Annotated in this window: 19 protein-coding genes; 11 read left to right on the top strand and 8 right to left on the bottom strand. The window is 75.4% G+C overall.

Translation table 11 applies throughout. The features are described 5' to 3' along the window. Positions 1-117: 117 nt before the first annotated feature. The 5 genes from C7M71_RS03315 (at position 118) to C7M71_RS03300 (ending at position 4,526) form a co-directional block, all read left to right on the top strand. Entirely contained in the window at positions 118-375 is a 258-nt protein-coding gene (locus C7M71_RS03315; RefSeq protein WP_229758506.1) for a DUF397 domain-containing protein, read from the top strand. Between the two features lie 680 nt (positions 376-1,055). After that, complete coding sequence (locus tag C7M71_RS03310) at positions 1,056-1,550, top strand: hypothetical protein (protein ID WP_111495601.1); 495 nt, start codon at positions 1,056-1,058, stop codon at positions 1,548-1,550. Between the two features lie 61 nt (positions 1,551-1,611). Then, complete coding sequence (locus C7M71_RS33105) at positions 1,612-1,740, top strand: putative leader peptide (protein ID WP_407675853.1); 129 nt, start codon at positions 1,612-1,614, stop codon at positions 1,738-1,740. A 133-nt stretch (positions 1,741-1,873) separates the two neighbouring features. Next, positions 1,874-3,157 carry an acyl-CoA dehydrogenase family protein gene (locus tag C7M71_RS03305; RefSeq protein ID WP_111495052.1) on the top strand — a complete coding sequence of 428 codons (1,284 nt, stop codon included), beginning with the start codon at positions 1,874-1,876 and terminating at the stop codon, positions 3,155-3,157. Between the two features lie 58 nt (positions 3,158-3,215). Then, positions 3,216-4,526, top strand: coding sequence for a serine hydrolase domain-containing protein (locus tag C7M71_RS03300; RefSeq protein ID WP_111495050.1), 1,311 nt, complete (start codon positions 3,216-3,218; stop codon positions 4,524-4,526). A gap of 121 nt (positions 4,527-4,647) precedes the next feature. Here C7M71_RS03300 and C7M71_RS03295 read toward each other — a convergent pair whose 3' ends face one another. Next, entirely contained in the window at positions 4,648-5,817 is a 1,170-nt protein-coding gene (locus C7M71_RS03295; RefSeq protein ID WP_114914152.1) for an aminoglycoside phosphotransferase family protein, read from the bottom strand. A gap of 413 nt (positions 5,818-6,230) precedes the next feature. Here C7M71_RS03295 and C7M71_RS03290 point away from each other — a divergent pair, with 413 nt between their 5' ends. Continuing rightward, on the top strand, positions 6,231-7,700 hold the full coding sequence (locus C7M71_RS03290) for a DNA-binding protein NsdB (RefSeq protein WP_111495306.1): 1,470 nt from the start codon (positions 6,231-6,233) through the stop codon (positions 7,698-7,700). Between the two features lie 134 nt (positions 7,701-7,834). Here the strand turns inward: C7M71_RS03290 and C7M71_RS03285 are convergent, their stop codons facing one another. Then, positions 7,835-8,908: a PP2C family protein-serine/threonine phosphatase gene (locus C7M71_RS03285; protein ID WP_114914151.1), complete on the bottom strand. Its 1,074-nt coding sequence runs from the start codon at positions 8,906-8,908 to the stop codon at positions 7,835-7,837. Between the two features lie 303 nt (positions 8,909-9,211). Between C7M71_RS03285 and C7M71_RS03280 the strand changes: the two genes are divergently transcribed. Next, entirely contained in the window at positions 9,212-10,660 is a 1,449-nt protein-coding gene (locus C7M71_RS03280; RefSeq protein ID WP_114914150.1) for a HEAT repeat domain-containing protein, read from the top strand. Positions 10,661-10,697: 37 nt separating this feature from the next. Here the strand turns inward: C7M71_RS03280 and C7M71_RS03275 are convergent, their stop codons facing one another. The 4 genes from C7M71_RS03275 to C7M71_RS03255 all read right to left on the bottom strand — a co-directional run bounded on the left by C7M71_RS03275 (position 10,698) and on the right by C7M71_RS03255 (position 14,716). Next, a complete protein-coding gene (locus tag C7M71_RS03275; protein WP_111495004.1) occupies positions 10,698-11,960 on the bottom strand; it encodes a TerD family protein in 1,263 nt (420 codons plus the stop codon). Positions 11,961-12,336: 376 nt separating this feature from the next. Continuing rightward, positions 12,337-13,230 (bottom strand): 5-oxoprolinase subunit C family protein, encoded by an 894-nt coding sequence (locus C7M71_RS03265; protein WP_111495008.1) that lies wholly within the window; start codon positions 13,228-13,230, stop codon positions 12,337-12,339. Next, positions 13,227-13,841 (bottom strand): 5-oxoprolinase subunit B family protein, encoded by a 615-nt coding sequence (locus tag C7M71_RS03260; RefSeq protein ID WP_111495010.1) that lies wholly within the window; start codon positions 13,839-13,841, stop codon positions 13,227-13,229. Before C7M71_RS03260 ends, C7M71_RS03265 begins: the two co-directional genes overlap by 4 nt. A gap of 86 nt (positions 13,842-13,927) precedes the next feature. After that, complete coding sequence (locus C7M71_RS03255; RefSeq protein ID WP_114914149.1) at positions 13,928-14,716, bottom strand: LamB/YcsF family protein; 789 nt, start codon at positions 14,714-14,716, stop codon at positions 13,928-13,930. 120 nt (positions 14,717-14,836) lie between these two features. Here C7M71_RS03255 and C7M71_RS03250 point away from each other — a divergent pair, with 120 nt between their 5' ends. Together C7M71_RS03250 and C7M71_RS03245 are read left to right on the top strand one after the other, a co-directional pair. Continuing rightward, on the top strand, positions 14,837-15,070 hold the full coding sequence (locus tag C7M71_RS03250; RefSeq protein WP_111494021.1) for a hypothetical protein: 234 nt from the start codon (positions 14,837-14,839) through the stop codon (positions 15,068-15,070). 83 nt (positions 15,071-15,153) lie between these two features. Beyond that, on the top strand, positions 15,154-16,035 hold the full coding sequence (locus C7M71_RS03245) for a helix-turn-helix domain-containing protein (RefSeq protein WP_229758505.1): 882 nt from the start codon (positions 15,154-15,156) through the stop codon (positions 16,033-16,035). Between the two features lie 314 nt (positions 16,036-16,349). Here C7M71_RS03245 and C7M71_RS03240 read toward each other — a convergent pair whose 3' ends face one another. Further along, positions 16,350-17,558 (bottom strand): MFS transporter, encoded by a 1,209-nt coding sequence (locus tag C7M71_RS03240; RefSeq protein WP_111494023.1) that lies wholly within the window; start codon positions 17,556-17,558, stop codon positions 16,350-16,352. A gap of 59 nt (positions 17,559-17,617) precedes the next feature. Between C7M71_RS03240 and C7M71_RS03235 the strand changes: the two genes are divergently transcribed. Then, positions 17,618-18,595 (top strand): transcriptional regulator, encoded by a 978-nt coding sequence (locus tag C7M71_RS03235; RefSeq protein ID WP_111494025.1) that lies wholly within the window; start codon positions 17,618-17,620, stop codon positions 18,593-18,595. A gap of 78 nt (positions 18,596-18,673) precedes the next feature. On the opposite strand, the gene C7M71_RS03230 is transcribed toward C7M71_RS03235, so the two are convergent. Further along, the gene (locus C7M71_RS03230) at positions 18,674-19,036 is read right to left on the bottom strand and encodes a four-helix bundle copper-binding protein (RefSeq protein ID WP_111494027.1); all 363 of its coding nucleotides are present in this window, start codon (positions 19,034-19,036) and stop codon (positions 18,674-18,676) included. A gap of 225 nt (positions 19,037-19,261) precedes the next feature. On the opposite strand from C7M71_RS03230, the gene C7M71_RS03225 reads away from it, so the two are divergent. Beyond that, positions 19,262-20,797 (top strand): hypothetical protein, encoded by a 1,536-nt coding sequence (locus tag C7M71_RS03225; RefSeq protein ID WP_111494031.1) that lies wholly within the window; start codon positions 19,262-19,264, stop codon positions 20,795-20,797. Positions 20,798-21,139 lie beyond the last annotated feature (342 nt).

Raw genomic sequence — 21,139 nt, 5'->3', positions numbered from 1 at the left:
CATACCACGCGGCCCGGCGGAGATCACCCCCTGCGGGTGGTGTCCGGGCAAACGGTTCCGGGCGCCCCGCCGGGCTGGCTACGCTGGCCCCCGGACGACGGCGGGAGGAGCACAGACGTGTCAGGCGACAGCACCGGCGTGGACATCGGCAGCACCGAGGTCCTCGCGGATGGACGGAAGCCGAAGGTGGACCTCAGCGAGGCGGAGTGGCTCTCCAGCAGCCAGGGGGTCGGCGATGTGCAGATCGCCTTTGTGGAGGGCTACATCGCGATGCGGGACGGCCGGAGCCCCGACGGCCCGGCGCTGATCTTCACCCCGGCCGAGTGGCGGGCGTTTGTGCTCGGCGCGCGCGACGGCGAGTTCGACCTCACCTGATCCAGGACACCGAGGCGCCGCGTCGGACGCCCCCACGCGGCCGACGCGGCGCACTGCGACCGCCCGGCCACCCCACCGGGCGCCCCTCCGCAGCCCCGCCGCCTCGTCGGGCGGGCCGCCGCCGGGAGGGTGGCACCCCGGCCGGGCGGACCGCCGCCCGCCGTTGCGGGACGCGGTCGCCGACAGCCGGGTTGCCGAAGGCCCGTAGGCCGCACGCTCCCACACGACGGCTCGACGGGCCGGTCCACGGGCTGCGGCGGTCGGAGAGCGGCCCGCGGACCACGATCGGATGCATCTCTGGAGGCTTGGGGCTTGGGGCTGGAGAGTGGAGGTACGCGCCCCACGGCGCATGACTCGCACCGGCCCCGGGGCGGGGGAAGCGACCACCCGGCGGCGCCGCTCGGCGGAGCCGGGCCCGGCACCGGCCGGGTACGCAGCGACACGCCGCGCGGCGGCGACCCGGAGCAGGTCCCCCTGGCTCCGCGTGACCGGACGCGCCGATCGCTGCATGCCGCGACCGTAACCGTCGTGTCCGCCCACGGTCAACGCGTGTCCAGCCCCACCGGCAGCACCTGGCCGCAATCGGCCACGGCCGTCTGACGGGGCGTCGGAAACCGGCCGCACGCCCGCCGTACGGGACGGCTGCGCGGCCCGCCCGAGCCGCCCCGTACGATGTCCCCATGCCGTTTCTCCGCCGCCGCTCCGGCACCCCTGCGGGCCCGGACTTCGATGTGCTCGCGATGGACCCGGGCGACTGGCCGGGCCACTTCGGCGCCGCCATCCTGGCGGGTGCCGACGGGACCTGCCAGGGGATCTTCCTGCGCTACGACCTCTTCGGCGGACGCGGCCCCGCCATGCTGATCGGCAACCTGCCGGAGGGCTCCCCGGTCCGCGAGCCGGAGGACGGTGTGCCCTTCGAGGTCCGCCAGCTGCTGGCGGCCCTGGAGAACGACGAGCCGGTGACCGTGGTCTCCAGCGAGGACTTCCCGGTGATGCTCGGCGACGACCTGCTGATCGTGAAGAAGGTCAAGGTCAGCGAGGAGCGGATCACCTGTGCCCAGTTCGGGCGCAGCGACGGCGTCCAGGTCACCATCGCCACCTGGGACCGCCCGATCTCCGACGACCTCTACCAACTGCTCAAGCCGCTGCCCGCCGACATGTTCCAGCAGGGCTGAGCCCGCCCGCCGGGGCGGGCCGTGGTTGACGCGGCCGAAGGCGCGTTCGTAGATTCGCCCTATGCCGTGCCGTCCGCTGCTGACCCGCCGCAGCTATGTCGACCTGCGGCGGACCGCCAGCGCGGTGTGTAGTGGCGCTGCCGGACCGCAGCCGGCGGCGGCGCACGCCCCCGCACGGCCCACGGCCTGACACCTCCACCCGGTGTCCGCCCGGCGTCCACCCGCCCAGGTCGGCGGGGGCGCCGCCGTGCCAGGTCCGGAGCCCTCCCGCGCACCCCCCGTTCGCCGTGCCCGCCGCTCCCGCCTGCCCCGGAGGCCCCGCCATGACGCCCCATCAGCTCAGCGGCCCCACCGTCGCCGTCGCCGCCGCCCTGGACCGGCTGCCGCGCGTCGTCGACCTGCTCGCCGCCCGCGCCGACGAACTGGACCGCGACGGCGCCTTCCCCTACCAGGGCATCGAGGCCGTGCACGAGGCCGGACTGCTGACCCTCACCGTCGCCGAACGGTACGGCGGCCCCGGGGCGGGCCTGGCCGACACCGTACGGGTCCTCGGGGAGCTCGGCCGGGGGGACGCCTCGGTGGCGCTGGTCGCGGCGATGACCCTGCTGCACCACGCCGCGCAGGCCCGCACCGGGGCCTGGCCGGACGCCCTGTACGGGGTGCTGCTGGAGGAGTCCCGGCGCGGCCCCGCGCTGGTCAACACGTTGCGGGTGGAGCCGGAGCTGGGCACGCCCGGGCGCGGCGGCCTGCCTGCCACCGTCGCCCGCCGCACCGGGCAGGGCTGGGCGCTGACCGGCCGCAAGACCTTCTGCACCGGCGCCGAGGCGCTGGCCTGGATGGCGGTCTGGGCCCGCACCGACGAGGAGCGGCCCCGGGTCGGTACCTTCCTGGTCCGGGGCGACGCGCCCGGCATCGGCATCGACCCCATCTGGGACCACCTCGGCATGCGGGCCAGCGCCAGCCACGATGTGCTGCTGGACGAGGTGCTGGTGCCCGAGCAGGCCGCCGTCGGCCTCCACGACGCGCATGACGCGCACGCCTCCCACGACGCGCCCGCCTCCGGCGACGCGCCCGCCTCCGGCGACCCCGACGGCCCGGAGAGGGTCGCCGCCGCCTGGAACGACCTGGCCCTCCCCGCCCTCTACCTCGGGGTCGCCCGCGCCGCCCGCGACTGGCTGGTGGGCTTTCTGCACCGCCGCACCCCGGCCAACCTCGGAGCCCCGCTCGCCTCGCTGCCCCGGTTCCAGACCGCCGTCGGCGAGATCGAGGCCCGCCTGATCGGTGCCGAGGAAGTGCTGACCTCCCTGGCCCGCCGAGTCGACGAGGGCGACAGCGAGGCGGTCCGCCGCTCCGGCCCGGCGAAGCTGCTTGCCACCCGCGCCGCGATCTCCGCCGTGGAGCAGGCCCTCGCCCTCACCGGCAACCCCGGGCTCAGCCGAGGCAACCCGCTGGAGCGCCACCACCGCGACGTACTCTGCGGCCGGGTCCACTTCCCCCAGGACGACGTCATCCTCACCGCCGTCGGCCGCGCCGCCCTGGAGAGGGCGGCGTCAGGGGCGCGCCGTAGGCTGCCTCAGGGAGGCCCGAGCCGCATCGGCGCGGCCTGACCCGCCGGCTGCCGGGGGACGGCCCGGCCGCCACGCCGAACGAGGGAGGGGCGACCGTATGCCCGCCGAACTCGCCGACCACTGCGCCGACGTGCTGACCGCCTACGGCTGCCCCTCGGTCTCGGTCGCCGTCGCCCAGCGGGGCGTGGTGACCCTGGCCGAGGCCCATGGACTGGCCGACCCCGCCACCGGGCGCCCGGCCACCACCGACACCGCGTACCTGCTGGCCTCCGTCACCAAGCCGATCACGGCCACGGCGGTCTGCCTCGCCGCCGACCAGGGGCTGCTCGCCCTGGACGCACCGCTGCCCGGCCGGGACAGCGGTCCGACGATCCGTCAGGTGCTGCTGCACCGAGGCGGGTTCGGGCAGCACTACGACTTCAGCTATGACACCACCGACGCCGAGGTGGCGCTGGACGACTACGCCGCGCTCTACCGGGAGCCCGGCTCCGGCTTCGAGTACTCCAACCTCGGCTACGGGCTGCTCGGCCGGGCGCTGGCGGCGGCCACCGGGCAGGAGTTCGGCGACGTCGTCCGGGAGCGGGTCTTCGCCCCCCTCGGACTCACCGCCGCGCATCTCGGCCCGCGCCACCAGGGCCTCCAGGCGGTGCCCCACACCGCCGACGGCCGGGCCTACCCGGCGTACGGGACCAGCCACCCGGGCGCCTCGCTCGGCTGGGCGACGGCATCGGAGGCGGCGCTGTTCGGGCTCTCGTACAGCCGGCTGCTGCGGCCGGAGACGGCCACCGCCATGCTGGACGGCATCCCGATCGACGGTCGGCTGGGGTACGGGCTCGGCTGGTTCGTCTCCTCCGGGGACGGGCCGAGGACCGTCAGCCACAGCGGCAGCATGGGCGGCGTCGCCACCATGCTGGTGGTGCTGCCCGATCAGGAGACCGCCCTCTGCGTGCTCACCAACAGCACGGACCGGCGTGCCCGCGACGCGGTCGTCGGCCGCCTTCTGGACGGACTCGTGGCGGACCGCGACTCGGTCGTCCTGCCGCCGCCGGTCTCCGCCGAGCGCCCGATGGCCGTACCCGAGGGCCGCTGGACCGGAGGGATCAGCACCCCCGACCGAGAGGTGCCGCTGACCCTGCGGGTGCGTCCGGACCGGCAGGTCGAGCTACGGCTGGACGGCGGCGCGGCGGTCATGGCCCAGGCCACGGCCTCTGCCGACTGGGACCTCCGGGTCTCCTTCCCGGTGCAGCTCCCCAGCGTCGACGCACGGCGCAACAGCCCCGCCTCCGGGCTGGAACTCGCCTTGCGGGACGGCCACCTCACCGGTGCCGCCCGTGCCTTCAAGGACGGCGAGGGCGACGGCTGGCTCGGCAACCTGCTCAGCCACCCCTGCGCGCTGGAGGCCGACTGACGGCTACGGCCCGACCGGCACCACCACCCGCCACGGGGCCGCCGGACCGGCGGCCCCCTGCGGGCGGACTTCCCGGCCGACTTCTCGGCCGGCACCTCGGACGACGCCCCTGCCGATGCGCTCAGCGGGTGCCCACGGCGGCCCGCACCGCACGGCGGGCCAGCGAGGCGTCGTCGTGCAGCCGGCGGATCAGGATGCGCTGCTCCTCGCCCGCACCCGGCAGGTCGTGCATCCGGAGTTCGCGCATCAGCACCAGGATCAGGTTCACCAGGAAGGCATCCCGCAGCACCGTGCCGGACGCCTGCGCCAGTTGGCTGATCTGGCGCCGCGCGGCGGTGTCCCCGGAGAGCACGCTCCACAGCACCGCCAGGTCGTAGCCTGGCAGGTACCAGCCGACCCGCTCCCAGTCCACCAGCACCGGGCCGGACGGGGCCAGCACCACATTCGACAGCAGCGCGTCGCCGTGGCAGAACTGCGCCGGGACATGCGCCAGCCCGTACAGCAACTGCTGAAGGTCACCGGTGTCGCGGTCGGTCAGCAGGCCGAGCGCGTGGTAGCGGGCGATCTCCACCGGATAGTCCAGCGGCGCGTCGAAGCCGGACGGCGGCCGCCACAGGTTGAGCGCCCGGATCGAGCCCAGCACAGCACGCACCTCACCGGGCGTCGGCGCATCGACCGGGTGCCGCTCCCGGGCGGCGGTCCGGCCCGGCACCCGCTCCAGCAGCAGTACGCAGCGGTCCGGGTCGGCGGCCACCAGCTTGGGCAGCCGCACCGGCGGCCGGTGCCGGACGAAGGCGCGGTAGGCGGCCACCTCGTGCCGGAAGCTCTCCACCCACTGAAGGTCGTCGTCGCGGCGCTCCGTCCGGGGAGCCAGGCACTTGGCCACCACCGGCGTGCGGCCGACCGTACCCGCCACCAGGACGTGGCGGCCGTCCTGGTGGAGCAGCTGACGCGGGGTGAACCCCGGACATATCCGCGTCACATGGGCCATCGCGGCCCGCACCAGCGGGGCCTGGAGCGCGGTGGTGTCGGGACGCCCGCCGCCCGGCAGCCGGCCGCGCAGCGGTCCGTCGACCCCCGGCCGGGGGAGCAGGGCGGTGCCTGCGGGGGCGCCCGGCCTGCGGGCCGCCAACTGCTGCCGGGCCTCCAGCGCGGCGCGCTGGTCGGCCGAGCGGGGGTCGAGGGGCCGCCCGGTGCGTACCGGCGCGGCCGGTGCGCCCACCGGCCGGCGGTGCAGGGGCGCGGGGGGACGCAGCGTGGTGGGGGCCGGAGCGGTTGCTGATGGATACATGGGGGTGGGTGGGTCCCTTCCTGCTGGCCGGCGAGCCGCCGGTCGGCCGGGTGCCGACCAGGGGTGGCGGACGGGGTGGCGCGCAGGCGCCGTACACGGACCGGGGCACAGGCCCCGCCCGGTGGCCCGCCGCACCCTGGGGAATGCGGTCGGCCGTCGGGGAGCGGCCATGCGCGGCGCCCCCGCGCCACCCTCTGCGCCACTCCCCTCCGTGACGACCGGGAGCCGTCCCCTCCGGCGCGGAGAGCCCCGGTGGCGGCGGTTCCCGACGGGAGTCGGGTGGCGCAGGCCTACATCACACCGGGCTTCGGGTGGCACACCATCTGGCGCACCCTGGCGAACCCTGGCGAATGGTCGCGAGGCACATGACAGCCCGTTAATGTCGGAGCTGCCGAGGAACCTGGGGGCTTCACGTGAGCAGAGAACCCAACACCCGACTTGCCGACCTGTTCGCCCTGACCGGATGGTCGAAGGGCGAGCTGGCGCGGATGGTCAATCGGCGCGGTGCCGCCCTGGGGCAGCAACAGCTGTCCACCGACACCTCGCGGGTGCGGCGCTGGATCGAACAGGGGGAGATCCCCCGAGATCCCGTGCCGAGGGTGCTGGCCGCACTGTTCACCGAGCGGCTCGGCCGTGTCGTCACCATCGAAGACCTCGGTCTGGAACGGCACCGGCGCAGCAGAGCAGGCACATCGGACACCGGAATGCCCTGGAAGCCGGAGCAGACGGCCGCGGTCCTCACCGAGTTCACGGGAATGGACCTCATGCTCAACCGACGCGGTTTGATGGGCGCGGGCGCCGCGCTCGCGGCTGGTTCCTCCATCGCCGACTCACTCCACGACTGGCTCACCGGGGAGTACGACGCCCCCGAGGCCCTCCGCCAGGCCGGCCGCCCCCGCTCCGTGATCCCGGTCGGCGAATCCTCCCTGGACCTCTACGAGGCCGGCCCGGTCGGCACCGACGAGGTCGAGGCCCTGGAGGATTCGGTGGACATCTTCCGCGCCTGGGACGCCTCCCGGGGCGGCGGACTCCAGCGCAAGGCCGTGGTCGGCCAACTCAACGAGGTCGGCGGCATGCTGACCTACCGTCACCCCAAGGACCTGGAGCGGCGGCTCTGGATCGTCGCCGCCAACCTGGCGGTGCTGGCCGGCTGGATGTCCCATGACGTGGGCCTGGAGCCCACCGCCCAGAAGTACTTTGTGATCGCCGTGCACGCGGCACGGGAGGCCGGGGACAAACCGAGGGCCGGGGAGGCCCTCTCCCGCGCCGCCCGCCAGATGGTGCACCTCGGCCGGGCCGACGACGCGCTGGACCTGATGCAGCTGGCCAAGATCGGCTCCGGCGAGCAGACGCTGCCCCGCACCCGGGCGATGCTCCAGACCATCGAGGCATGGGCACATGCCTCGCTCGGCCGCTCCCAGGCGACCCGCAGGGTGCTGGGCGAGGCGGAGGAGCTGTTCGTGGCCGACAAGGGCGAGCCGGCGCCCAGCTGGATGCAGCTCTTCACCGAGGCGGAGCTGCACGGCATGGAGGCGCTGGTCTACCGCACCCTGGCCGAGCACGACCCCAAGGCGGCCCCGCTCGCCCAGCGGCACGCCAAGCTGGCGCTCGACCTCCGGTCGAAGAACGGCCGCGAGCGGTCCACCATCTTCGACCGCCTCTCCCTGGCCTCGGCCTGCTGGATCGCCGGACAGCCCGACGAGGCCCAGGTGCAGGCCAAGATGGCACTGGCGCTGATCCGCGACACCTCCTCGCACCGCACCTGGGACCGGCTGCGGGAGATGTACCGGCTCACCCAGCAGTACAAGGGCCTGCCCGAGGTGGCCGACCTGCGGGAGCAGATCCGGCAGGCGGTGCCGCAGCAGCGGCGGCAGATCGTGTGAGGCGGGGGCTCCGGGGCGGGTACCCAGGCGGCGGCGGCTCGGCTCGGTCGGCTGGCGGTGCCGTGGCGGATCGTGTGCGGCGGGGTGCCCGGGCTGCGGTTCAGCAGCAGTTGGTGTGAGGCGGGGGCGTCGGTTCAGCCCAGTCGCAGGGCCACCAGGCGGACGCCGCCCGGGTGGGCCTCCGCCGAGTCCGAGCCCGAGCCCTGGCCGAGCAGGTCGAGGGCCAGGTCGGCGCAGTCCGCCGCCGTCCGGGCCGCGCCCAGCCTTGGGCCCAGCGCCTCCACAGCGGCAGCCTCGGCCTCACCGGCGTCTCCGGCCCAGCAGAGCACCACATCCCCGGGGCGCAGCGCCGTACGCCGCTCGCCGTACCCCGGCTCGGCGGTGCCGCCCAGCGGCGCCCCGGACGCGTCCTCGGCGGCGGTCGGCTGCACCCGGCCGTCCCGGAACAGCAGCGGGGGGCGCAGTCCGGCCTGCCCCCAGGCGAGGGCGGGCGGCTCCCCGGGCTCGTAGCGGCAGCAGAGCGCGGCGACCGGCGTGCTGCCCCCGCACTGCCGCAGTAACCGGTCGAGCAGCCCCAGCATCACGGCGGGCCCGGCACCGGTCATCGCCATACCGCGCAGCGCGTCCCGGAGCATCGCCGACTCGGCCGCTCCGGACCCCAGGGCCAGCAGCGCGCCGCCGCCCGGCAGCGGTAACGCGTCGCACCACCCCGAGGCGGTGTCGGCGGGGCCGCGCACCGCCAGGTCCGGAACGGCGGCGGCCGGGGCTGCCACCGGCCGGGCCGACGCGGCAGCGGCCCGGTCGGAGAGCGGCCATGCCCCACCGGCGTCCCGCAGCGACAGCCGGAGCGACTCCGCGTGCCCGTCCGGGCCGATCACCGGTCCGCCGGTGCAGCGGACGGCGCGCACCGTGCCGTCCGGCCGCACCACCCGGAACTCGCCGCGCAGCGCCCGGCCGTCGACCAGCGCGGCGGTCACCATGCCCTGCACCGGCAGTTGGTCGTCGGGCAGCAGATAGGCCGGCAGCTGGTCGAGGGTGAGGGCACCGGCCGTCCGGTCCCGGCCGAAGAGCGCGAAGACCTCCGGGGACCAGTGCACCTCGTCGGTGGTCAGGTCCCAGACGGCGATGCCGGGGGCGTACGGCGCGGCCACGGCGCCGGGCCCGTCCCCGAGGACGGCTGGATGGTCCGGGTGCGCAGCGGGGTGCATGGGTTTCCCACGGGTCGACGGACATATGGGCCGTCACGACTGTTGCACAGAGAGCCACCGCCGGTAAGGGTTTCGGGCGATTCCCCTCCCGATGTCCCCGGGACATGCCGTGGTGCGCCGCCGGGGGCCGGACCCCGGCCCACGGTCGCCCTGTGTGCGGACAAGCCGCGCGAACGGTAACCTTCGGTGCTTCCGGCCCCCCGGCCCGGACCGGCCCCGTCTGCCGACCCGGACCCGGGCGCCGGGCCCCCCGGCAGCGGAAATCCCGTTGCCACCAGGACCGCCGCAACGGATGCTGACCTCATGTTCGAGCCCGACATAGCGCCCAGTGCGACCCTTCTCGGCCTGCTCCAGCGGGGCCGCGGAGACGGCACCCTGCATGCGCTGGCGGCCGAGCGGCCGGACGCCCTCGCCGCCCTCGACGCGTGTGTCGTCCGCGACCCCCGCCACGACTGGCAGGTGGAGAACCGGTCGCTGTACTACGCGCGGCTCTACTCGGAGCTGGAAGGCCCCCTGGACGGGATCGACGCGCACCTCTTCCACCCCGACGACGGCATCGACACCGACGAGAACCGCACCGGCCTCGCCCTCTCCGTCCTCGGCCACCTCGCCGCCTACGGCCGCCGCGACGCCCTCGACCTGCTGCGCCGCTACACCGTCCACGGCAGCAACTGGGCCTGGGCGCTGGACGAGCTGGCCCTGCGCGACGACGACGCCTCCCTGCTGCGGCTCGCCCCCGCCGTCCTGGACCGCTTCCCCGCCGGACCCGAGGGCGACGCGGCCCTGCGCGCCGCCGTGCGCGACGCCTATGAGCCCCGCCCCTGGCGGCTCTGGGCCGCCACCCACCCCCGGATCGCCGCCGCCGGCGAACAGGCTCCCTTCGACCTGTGGCAGCGCCAGCTGGGCCGCAGCACCGCCGCCCCCGGCTGGGGCGCCGCCGAGGTGCTGGCCTGGGCCGACCGGGCCGCCGAGGAGGACCGCAGCGGCTCACCCCATGACGCCGTACAGCGCCGCGCCGCCGCCGCGGCCCGCTGCCTGGCCGCCGTCGCCGGTCCCGACGACCGCCCGCTGCTGCTGAACGCCGCCCGCAACGGCGCCGAGGGCGCCCGCCGGGCCGCCCTGCGCCACCTGGTCGACCGCGACGACCCCGCCGTCCCCGGCCTTATCGAGCTGTGCGCCGCCGACCCCGACGGACGGATCGTGGACGCGGCCCTGGACGTCCTCGGCCGGATGCGCGGACCCGCCGCCATGGACCACGCCCGCCGCTGGGCCGACCCCGCCACCGGAGGCGCCGACAGCGCCCTCGGCGAGGCCGCCGCCCGGCTGCTGGCCTGCGCGGGCGACGAGCGGGACGCCCCGCTGGTGGCCGATGCGCTGCGCCGCTGGATCGCCGGATACGGCGCCGACGGCGACGGCCTCGGCTGCCTGGTCGACGGCGCCGGACGGCTCCGCGCCACCGCCGCCGTACCGGCGCTGCGCTATGTCTACGCGGAGACCGTCTCCTCGCAGCTGCGCGGGCGGGCCGCCCACGCGCTCGCCGCCACCGACGCCTGCTTCCCCGCCGGACCGGCGGTGGAGTGCCTCTGGGACTGCGAGGAGACCACCCGGGAGCTCGCCGCCCGGCATGTCGCGACCACCGGCGATGTGCGGGTCCTGGAGCGGCTGCGCAGGCTCGCCGCCGACCCGGCCGAGGAGGCGGAGGTGCATGCGGCCGTCCGTGGGCGGCTGATCGCCGGGGACCGGGTGCGCTAGGCGCGGGCGGGGCGGGGACCGCTCCGCAGCGGCCGGGTCACTTGGAGGCGCTGACCCAGCTCAGGTTCCAGCCGTACGCCTGGTCCACCTGCTGATGGATGGAGGCGCCAGGCAGCTGCTGGAAGTACCGGCCCTCGCGCCGCACCACCAGCTCCCCGCCGACGTTCTCGATCATGGCAATGGCGCAGCCGCTGGCCGGGAACGCGCACTCGTCGAGCCGCAGTTCGATCGGCATCCCCGAGGCGGGGTACAGGGTGGCGACCGCGTCCAGTCCCTGGAAGCTGCCCGCGCCGCTGTAGACGAAGGCGAAGACCAGCAGTCGGCGGATCCGCGATGCGAAGTCCAGATTGATCCACAGGTTCTCGCCGGTGGCCGCCGCACCGGTGCGGTCGTCCTGGTCGAGCTGGACGTAGGGCGGCCCCCCGAGGTGGCCGAACAGCCGGCCGACCGCCTGCACGATGCCCTTGTTGCCGTCCTGCGTCTCCCAGAGGCAGGCCAGGTCGAGGTCCCGGCCGCCGGCGCCCCCGCCGGCCCCGCCTCCGCCGCCGAGCTTGCGCAGCCAGCCCCGGCGGCCGGCCTGGTCCTGGCCCGGGTCCTGCCCCTGGTCGGGGGCGTGCCAGTTGAGGTTGACCCGCATGGCGCCGCCGGTCGCCCCGTGCTTGGCCAGTGAAACGGTGGGGGCGGCCTTGGTCAGCGACAGCTTGGTCGGCGGCGGCGGCGACGACGGCGACGGCGATGACGGTGGTGCCGGTGCCGGTGCCGGTGCTGGTGCCGGTGCCGCGTCCACCCGGATGCCGTAGTCGGTGGCGAGCCCGGCGAGCCCCGAGTCATAGCCCTGCCCCACCGCGCGGAACTTCCAACCGCCGCCGCGCCGGTAGAGCTCGCCCAGCACAAAGGCCGTCTCCGAGGTGGCCCCCGGGTCCTCGAACCGCGCCAGCTCCGCTCCGCTCGCGGCATCCCGCACCGACAGCTGCAACCCGGGCAGCGCACCGAACACCCCGCCGTCGCTGGACGCGGCGAGTACCACCGTCTCCACCGCCGGGTCCAGCGCGGCCAGGTCCACCGCCAGCGTGTCGGCCACCCCGTCCGCGGTGGCCTGCTTGCCCTCGTGGCGCACCGCACCCGAGGCGTCCCGGGACTGGTTGTAGAAGACGAAGTCCGCGTCCGAGCGCACCCGCCCGCCGCTCAGCAGCAGCGCCGAGGCGTCCGCGTCCGGCACCCCCGCCCCGCTCCGCCAGCCCAGCACCACCCGGACCGCCCCTGCGGCCACCGGTACGTTCGCGCCCTTGCCGATCAGCATTCCCCGTCCCTCCACCGCCCCCGCCGATCTCCGCCGCCCCCACCCTAAGCGGTCCGCCCATGCGTGCGCCGGAGTCGGCCGTCGTCACCGGGCTCTGCTGTCACCGGGCTCTGCTGTCACCGGGCTCTGCCGTCACCGGGCTCTGCGTGAGGCGCGGGGCCGGTCGGGGCCGATCGGGGCTGATCGGCTCGATGCGGCGGGACCGTACATGCTCGTAGACCATCGTGGTCTGCACATCGGCGACCTCACGGCGTTCACAGGCTGCGTCATCCGTGGGAGACCACCCGAGGTCCACCTCCGAGTCATCGCGGGCCGGGCGCCCCGTGCACTCCTCGCTTGCCGGGCCGACCGGTCGGTGTACGCAAAGCCGCCGTGCTCAGCCGCGCCCCCCGCGCCCGGCCCGCACCGGAACGAACCGCAGCGGGATACCCGGCACCGCCTGTGCGGCCGCCGCCAGGTCCTCCTCCGGCACCACCCCGACCACGGGATAGCCACCCGTGGTCGGATGATCGGCCAGGAACACCACCGGCCGCCCGTCCGGAGGCACCTGCACCGCGCCCAGCACCATCCCCTCACTGGGCAGTTCCCCGCCCCGCACCCGCTCCAGCGGCGGCCCCTCGGTACGCAGCGCCACCCGGTTGCTGGCCGCCGCCACCCGGTAGCGGGCGCGGGCCAGCACGGCCGTGGCGTCCGGGCCGAACCAGTCCGCCCGGGGCCCCGGCTCCAGCCGCAGCACCAGCTCCAGCGGGGGCCCCGGCAAGGGCACCACCTCGGCATGGACCGGTACGCCCCCGTCCTCCCCCAGCGGCAGCCGGTCGCCCACGGCGAGCGGGGCGGGGCCCAACCCCGACAGCAGGTCGGCCGAGCGGCTGCCCAGCACCGGAGGCACCGCGACCCCGCCCGCGAACGCCACATAGCTGCGCACCCCGTGGGTGACCGCCCCCACCTCCAGCACCGCCCCGGCGGCCACCGCCACCGGAGCGCCCCACGGCACCGGCCTGCCGTCCACGGTGACCGGTGCCGGGGCGCCGGTCACGGCGGCGACCACCGGCGCCGACGCCCGCACCGCCACCCCGCCCAGCGTGGTCTCCAGCACCGCCGCCCCCTCGCCGTTGCCGACCAGCCGGTTCGCCAGCCGGTATGCGACCGGGTCCAGCGCCCCCGCCCGGGGCACCCCGAGCTGCGCCACCCCGCGCCGCCCCCCGTCCTGAACGGTCGTCAGCGGCCCCGGCCGCACCACCTCCAGCACCCTCGCCTCCCGCACCCTCATGCGCCTCCCTCCGCCGCGACCGGCCGGAACCGCACCCGCGTCCCCGGCGCCAGCAGTGCGGCAGGCTCCCGCGCGGGGTCCCAGAGCCGCAGGTCGGTGCGGCCCAGCAACTGCCAGCCGCCGGGGGAGGGCTGCGGATACACCCCCGTGTACGGACCCGCCACCGCCACCGAACCGGCCGGCACCCTGGTCCGGGGGGTGTCCCGGCGCGGTACCGCCAGCCGCTCCGGAAGGCCCGTCAGATACGCGAAGCCGGGCGCGAACCCGCAGAATCCCACCCGGTACTCGATCGCCGAGTGCAGCCGCACCGCCTCGGCCCCGGTCACCCCCCACAGCGCCGCCACCTCCTCCAGGTCCGCGCCGTCGTACACCACCGCCACCTCCACCAGCGGCCCCTCGCCGCCCCCGACCGCAGGCACCCGCCAGCCGCGCATCTCGGCCGCCAGCGCATCCGGCCGGTCCAGACCGTCCAGGAGCACCGTGCGCGCCGCCGGCACGATCTCGACCTCGGCCGGCAGCAGCCCCGCCGCGCGCCGCCGCAGCAGCTCCGCATGCCAGGCTTCCACCCGCTCGGTCGAGGCCACCTCCACCAGCAGCGCCCGCCGCCCCATCGGCCGCACGTCCAGCCCCGGTTCCAGCTCCAGCTCCACCGCCCGCCTCCTCCCGCCCGCAGCCCGTCCTCTCCAGCCGGCCCGTCCTACACAAACGGCTCGACCCGCACACCCGCCGCCGTCAACGCCTCCCGCAGCCGCACCGCCAGCGCCGCAGCGCCCGGGGTGTCGCCGTGTACGCAGAGCGACCTGGCGCGGACCGGCACCTCCTCGCCCGTCGCCGCGGTGACCTGCCCGTCCCGGGCCATCCGCACCGCGCGGACCAGCACCGCTTCGGCGTCCTCCACCACCGCCCCGGGACGCCCGCGCGGCACCAGCGTCCCCGCCGCCGTGTACGCGCGGTCGGCGAACGCCTCGGCCACCACCGGCAGCCCCGCCGCGCCCGCCGCCCGCAGCAGTTCGGAGCCGGGCAGCCCCAGCACCGGCAGCGGACCGCCGCCCGACGCAGCGCCCAGCGCACCGGCCCGCACCACGCCCGCGACCACGGCCGCCGCCTGCCCGCCGTCCGCCACCACCCGGTTGTACAGCGCCCCATGCGGCTTGACATAGGCCACCCGCGACCCGGCCGCCCGGGCGAACACCTCCAATGCGCCGATCTGGTACGCGATCTCGTCCGCAAGCTCCTCCGGCGGCACCTCCATCGCCCGCCGCCCGAACCCGGCCAGGTCCCGGTAGGAGACCTGCGCGCCGATCCGCACCCCCCGCTCGGCCGCCCACCCGCAGACCCGGCGCATCGTCGTCGGGTCCCCGGCGTGGAAGCCGCAGGCCACATTGGCGCTGGTCACCACCGACAGCAGCGCCTCGTCGTCGGTCAGGGTCCAACGCCCGAACCCCTCGCCCAGATCCGCGTTGAGATCGATCACCGTGTCCGCCATGCCGACCAGCCTCCCGTTCGCCACGCCCCTGCCCGTGATCGTAGGCCGACGGCGCCCGCCGGACGCGAAGGGCACCGGTCGCGGGTACGGTGGACAGGGGCCGACTCGGAGGAGGCAGCGATGCCTGGATCTGTCACCATCAGCCACCAGCACCAAGCCGTGATGATCAGCTACGCCGACGCCAAGCGGCTCGCAGCGGTGCTGGAGGAGGTCTCCGGCCTGCTGGACGACACGGGCTCCGACCAGCTCAGCGACGCGCAGGTCACCGCACTCTGCGAGGGGCACGTCCACCACCGCGACGAGTTCGCCCACTGGATCCGGACGCTGGCGGCAGATCTGCGCGGCAAGGTCTGAACCGGCTCAGGTCGCACCGCCCGCCCGGGCGCTGACGTACGGTCAGAGGCCGACCCTCGCCGTACAGCGCCCGGAGGAGCACCGTGTCCCTGACCACCGGCCCCGCGCCGACCGCCACCGCCGGCACCGCGACCGCCGTCGGCACCGCGACCGCCGCCGACGGTGCCGGGGTCGGCCCACTGCTCCGCCAGTGGCGCCTGCGCCGCCGCCTCAGCCAGCTGGACCTCGCGCTCACCGCCGACAGCTCGGCCCGGCACATCAGCTTCATCGAGAACGGCCGCTCCCGGCCCAGCCGCGCGATGGTGCTCCGGCTCGCCGAGCACCTCGGGGTACCGCTGCGCGAGCGAAACTCCCTGCTGGTCGCCGCCGGCTATGCACCCGCCTACCGCGAGTCGTCGTTCCACGACCCCGACGACCCGGCGATGGCGGCCGTCCGCTCCGCCGTCGACACGCTGCTGCGCGGCCACCAGCCGTACCCGGCCGTGGTCCTGGACGCCACCCACGATGTGCTCGCCGCCAACAGCGGCATGGCCGCGCTGCTCGGGGGCGTCCACGAACAACTGCTGCGGCCGCCGCTCAACCTCATCCGGGTCGCCCTGCACCCGCAGGGGCTGGCGCCCCGGATCGCCAACCTGGGCCAGGTCCGCCGCCATCTGCTGGAGCGCGTCGAACGGCATCTCGCGATCCGGGAGACCGAGCCGCTGCGCCGCCTCCATACCGAGGTCAGCCGCTATCCCGGGCCCGACGAGGATGACGACGACGGCGGTTCGACCCCCTCGGCCCCTGCGGTGGCCCTGCCGGTACGGCTGCGCACCGCACACGGCGAGCTGGCCTTCGTCAGCACCATCGCCACCTTCAACAGCCCGCTGGACGTGGCCGTCTCGGAGCTGGCCATCGAGTTCTTCCTGCCCGCCGACCCGGCCACCGCCCAGATCGTCCGCCGGGAATTCCCCTCCGCCGGGTGACCAGCGGGTCTCTGCGCGCATCTCCGCACATCGGCCGCATCGTCGGCGAACCACCCCCGTACAACCCGGCACGAGGCTGACCCTCCGCCTTGCAGCTGCACGCGCCAGGACGCCTCGCCACCGGGCAAACGTCGGCAGGCGCGGCACCAGGCGGTGTCTGACCATTCCCGCCTGGCGCACGCCCCCGGCACGGCACCTCGCTGCGTTGTCGGGATCGACCGAGTACGCCCGGTACGAGGGCGGCCCGCCGCCTTGCGATGCACCGCACCGGACGCCGCACGCCTTACCGGCCCGAATGGTCAGACACCGCCCGCCTAGGCCGCGGCCTCCCCATGGGCGGGCTCCGGGGAGGTGCGGTCGTGGCGGCGGCCGGGCCGCAGCCCCGGGGCCAGGGCCAGGGTGACCGAGGCGGAGAGCACCGCCATCACGGCCATCGCCGTCGAGGGCGAGGTGCGCTGCGCGACCGCCCCCGCGAGGGCGGCGCCCACGCCCTGCATGGCGAGCATGCCGGAGGAGTGCAGCCCGAGGGCGTGCCCGCTGGACGCCTCCGGCGTCAGGGACATCAGCCGCTCCTGGAGCAGCAGGCTCGCCGAGTAGCCGACCGACGCGACCACGACCGCCGCCACCGCGAGCGGCAGCGCCGGGTGCAGGGCGAAGACCAGATACGGGACGGCCAGCAGCAGAAGCAGCGGGGCACCGAGCCGTTCCCGCCACCGACGGGGGACGAACCGCCCGGTCAGGGTGTCCCCGGCCAGCATGCCGAGCGCGGCGAAGGCGAAGAGCAGTCCCGCGTGCCGGGGCGCGTACGGGACGAACAGGGACTCGCAGCCGACGATCAGCCCATTGGGCACCCACAGGGCGAGGAAGACGGAGCGGCGGGGCCCGGCGGACCAGAGCAGTGCGTTGTTCCGCCAGGTCTCGGCGACCGACGGCCGCCCGGTGGCGCGCGGTGGCCGGCGGCCGAGGCCGAACCGGGCGACGGCCGCTGCGGCGAGGTGGAGGGCGGCGCCGGCGAGCAGCGTGCCGCGCGGTGACAGCGCGGTCACCAGCACGCCGCCGACCGCGAACCCGCAGATCTGCATGGTGCCGGTGGACATATTGAGCACCGAGCGGCCGAGCAGGTAACCGTCCCTGGCCAGGATCTCGTTGAGCAGTCCCCAGCGCACTCCGCCGCCCAGCGAGGCGACCATCCCCAGGCCCAGCAGCACGGCGAAGGCGGCCCACACGGGCAGGCCGGGGACGGCTTGAACGGCGGTGCCGAGCCCGAAGAGCAGCGCCAGGCCGGTCATCGCGGCGCGCGGCGGCAGCCGGTCGGCTGCCGACAGCAGCGTGGTCGCACCGACCAGCTGGGCGAGGGACGGGCCGAACATGGCGAGGGCGGAGAGCAGCGGCGAACCGGTCGCCGCATAGATCAGCGTGCCCAGCGCCAGGCCGCTCACCGTCTGGGCCGCCACCGCCACGGAAGCGGTCAGGAAGAACGGGGTGAACTCCGGTGTCCGGAAGAGTTCCTGATAGGTGCGCATGGCCGGAGTCTCGGGTGCCCCACCGGTGGGGCGTTACTCTTTCGCCGGGAGGCGAAACCATGGGGTGGTGGCTGGTCAATGCGGACACCCTCGCGGGGGGCCGGTTCGTCCTCTCCGCCCTGGCCGAGACCACCGCGAGCCTGAAGACCCTGGAGCGGGGCACGGCCGCGCACCCGGGCGAGCGCACCTGGCTCGACGTCCATCTGCCCGCCTACCGGGCGCGGTTGGCCGACGACCCGGTCACCGCGCTGCTCGTCCGGGTCGGGTTGGGGCGGGCCTGGAACGCGGACTTCCTCACCCCCACCGCGACCGGCGAGGGCGAGCAGGAGTTCGGGGACGAGGTGGCGCGGATCCGAGCCACGCCCGCCGAGGCCGCCAAGGCCGACCTGGCCGTCTCGCTGGGCGGTCCGCTCCCGGCCCTGCTGCACGGCTCAGACCTGCCGGAACGCGCCGCCGACCTGATGGAGTGGGTGTGGACGGAGACCGTGCTGCCCTACTGGCCGCGCCGCCGGCGGATCATCGAGGCCGATGTGGTCGCGCGGACGGGGCAGTTGAGCCGTGGCGGCTGGAGCGCCGCCCTGGACCACCTGCGCCCGGGGATGCGCTGGCTCGGCGAGGGCCGGCTCCAGATCAACGCGCATGACTACCCGCCGCGCGAGATCTCCGGGGCACAGCTGCTCTTCGTCCCGGTCACCCCGCGCCAGGGCTGGGTCTCCTGGGAGGACCCGCCCGCTGCCCAGCACCGGTACGCCGTGGTGTACCCCTGCTCGGGCGCGCTGGCCGAGCCGGATCCGGCGCCGGTGCCCGAACCTCTGGGCAGGCTGCTCGGGCCCGCGCGGGCGGGCGTCCTGGTCCTCCTCGGCACTCCCAAGAGCACGACGCAGCTGGTGGCGCTGACCGGCCAGGGGCTGGGGTCGGTGGGCCGCCACCTCAGGGTCCTGTTCGACGCCCGGCTGGTCGGGCGGCGACGGGTCGGGCGGTCCGTGCTCTACTACCGGACGGCCGCCGGCGACGCCCTGCTGGAGGCCCAGCAGTGAACGGCACCCGGTACGTCGCGGGCACCGGCCGGAGGCGAGGTCGATCCGCCGCCGGCCGGGCCGGTCCGTACCGCCGTGTCAGGCGCGTACGTCCGCCATCGAGCGACACATCTGCGCGCACTTGCGACAGATCTCGGCGCACCGCGTGAGCTGCGCGTCGTTGGGCATGGACTTGCACGCCTCGACGCACATCTCACAGGCCCGCGCGCACATGCCGCACATCTCCGCACTCAGCGGCGACCTGCGCATCATCATGTCCGCGCACATCCGGGTCATGTCCGTGCAGTCCATGAGCGCGCGCATGATCTGCGCGTCCATCTGCCCGCCCTGCTGGAGGCAGTAGCTCATGGTCTCCTCGCAGATGCTGTGGCACGCGAGGCACATGTCCACGCACTCCTGCATCTCCTTGCTCATCCGGGTCATTCCGCCGGTCTGCTGCATGACGCCTCCTGGGCGTACGGGGGCCGTTTTGTACGGCTCCGGATGCTTCTGTCCTACTGCCCGTCGGCGACCCCGGCAATACGGGCGGGCTGAGCGTGGAACGGGGGCTGCCGCACAGCCGATAGGATGATCATTTGCGGGGGTTTTCTGCCCGTCCACGGCCGGAACCCCCGCCATTCGGGGCGTTTGGGACGTTGTCAGTCGGAACCTCTAATCTTGACCACCGTGACCAGGACCGCCGACCAGACCGCCGCGCCCTCCCCGGTCCGGCCCGCCCCCGGACCCGTCCGGCCTGCCCCGGGACCCGCCGCCGACGAGGGCCTCGCCCGCCGGCTCAAGGCGCTGGCCTGCACCGCCCCGCTGCACGACCTGGACGCCCGCAAGGTCAACCTGGCCGGTGAGTACGCGATCTACTCCATGGCCGAGGTGGGCCTCGCCGCCATCGACCTGGTCACCCTCCACATGGACTTCGACACCGGCGCCGACCGCGACCTGGTGCTCGCCCGCCTGCTGCCGCGCGTCGCCGCGCAGAACGCCGCCCGCCCCACCGCCGAGCACCAGCGCGTCGCCCGCTGGGTGCTGGAGTCGCTGATCAACGTCGGCTCGGTGGACCGGGGCTTCCGCGCCGTCTACGGCACCTTCGGCCCCGACGGCGCCTACATCCGCCGCGACTACGACTTCAAGCTGATCGAGGAGGTCCCCGGCCCCGACGGCGGCGTCTACCTGCGCACCACCGACGAGGCCGTCAACGTCCTGGTCGGCGCCCTCGACACCGATGTCACCTCCGCCCAGATCGCCGCCGAGGTCAAGCTGGAGGTACTCATCCGGCGTGGCCGCCTCGCCGACGCCCAGCTCGCCGCCGAGCAGGCCCGCTACCGCACCGTCCAGTACGCCGAGACACTGCGCCGCGCCCTGGAGGCCACCCGCCGCAACGTCCGGGCCGTCGACTGGATGAGCACCGTCCCCGACATGATCGCCGAGGCGCTGGACCATGTCGCCGACCGCTACCGGCACGAGAACGCCATCCTCACCAACATCCGCCGCGCCCGCGACGAGTCCGAGGAACCGGAGCACAAGCGCCGCGCCGCCGAACTGGTCGACATCGTCAAGGACTGCATCCGCCGCCACACCCAGCTGCAGACCCGGCTGCTGGAGGCCGGCCCGCTCTTCCGCGCCGAGCAGGACCGGCAGGCATTCGCCGCCCCCGCCGCCCGCGCCGGAATCGACCTCTACGGGCAACTGCTGGCCCCGCTGCTCCGCCTCCCCGTCGAGCGGGCCACCCGCCCCACCGACGCCTTCTTCGCCCATGGCGCCGGGCTGCGCACCCCCACCGCCGTCCGGGTCGCCGACCTGGTCGACCTGCTGCTCACCCCGCCCCTGGAGCGGGACCACCTCGGTGCCGAGCTGCCCGAGCCCGACCTGGTCGCCACCCCGGACGACAGCCGCTTCTCCGAGGAGCAGCTGGACGCGGCCCTGCATCTGCTCGACCTCCCCGCCGACGCGCCCCGCCGGCTCTCCGGCCTGCTCGCCGACGCCCGCCGCCACGACCCCGAACTGCCCCACCTGGTCGCCCTGCTGGCCGTGCACGCCGCCAGTCCGCCGGTCGGCACCGCCTACCGCCAGGGCGAGGACCGGCTGCTCTTCGCCGTCGACGACGGCACCCCGCTGCACGACCCCGAGTTCGGCGGCGCCGACCTCATCGTCGGCAGCGCCCGACTGGACTCCGCCGGCATGGCGGCCGAGCGGGCGGAGGCCGGATGACACCCCCACGCCGCCCATACGCACGCCGCGTCCTGGCCGTGCCCCAACACAAGCCCGCCGCCGCACCCACGCCCCTCCACCTCCACCCCCGGCCTGCGTGGTCTATGGGCCGCACCCTCGCTGCCACCCTGTGTTCGCCCCTCGGCCCTGCGTGCGCGCGTCGCCTCCCGCCGTCCACGGCCCCGCTCCGGAGTGAGCCCGCCGCCGCTATGTGCTGGCCCCTCGGCCCTGCGGCCTGTCTCGCTCGCCCATTGGCCGTGCGCCGAGACGAGCCCGCCGCCGCGCGCATGCGCCTCCGCCCGCACACCCGGCCTGCGTGGCCTATGGGCCGCACCCTGGCCG

This window comes from Peterkaempfera bronchialis (assembly GCF_003258605.2).
In the GTDB taxonomy this organism is placed as follows: domain Bacteria; phylum Actinomycetota; class Actinomycetes; order Streptomycetales; family Streptomycetaceae; genus Peterkaempfera; species Peterkaempfera bronchialis.
The sequence above is the reverse complement of the archived record's forward strand: the minus strand, read 5'-3'. Positions and strand labels throughout refer to the sequence as shown.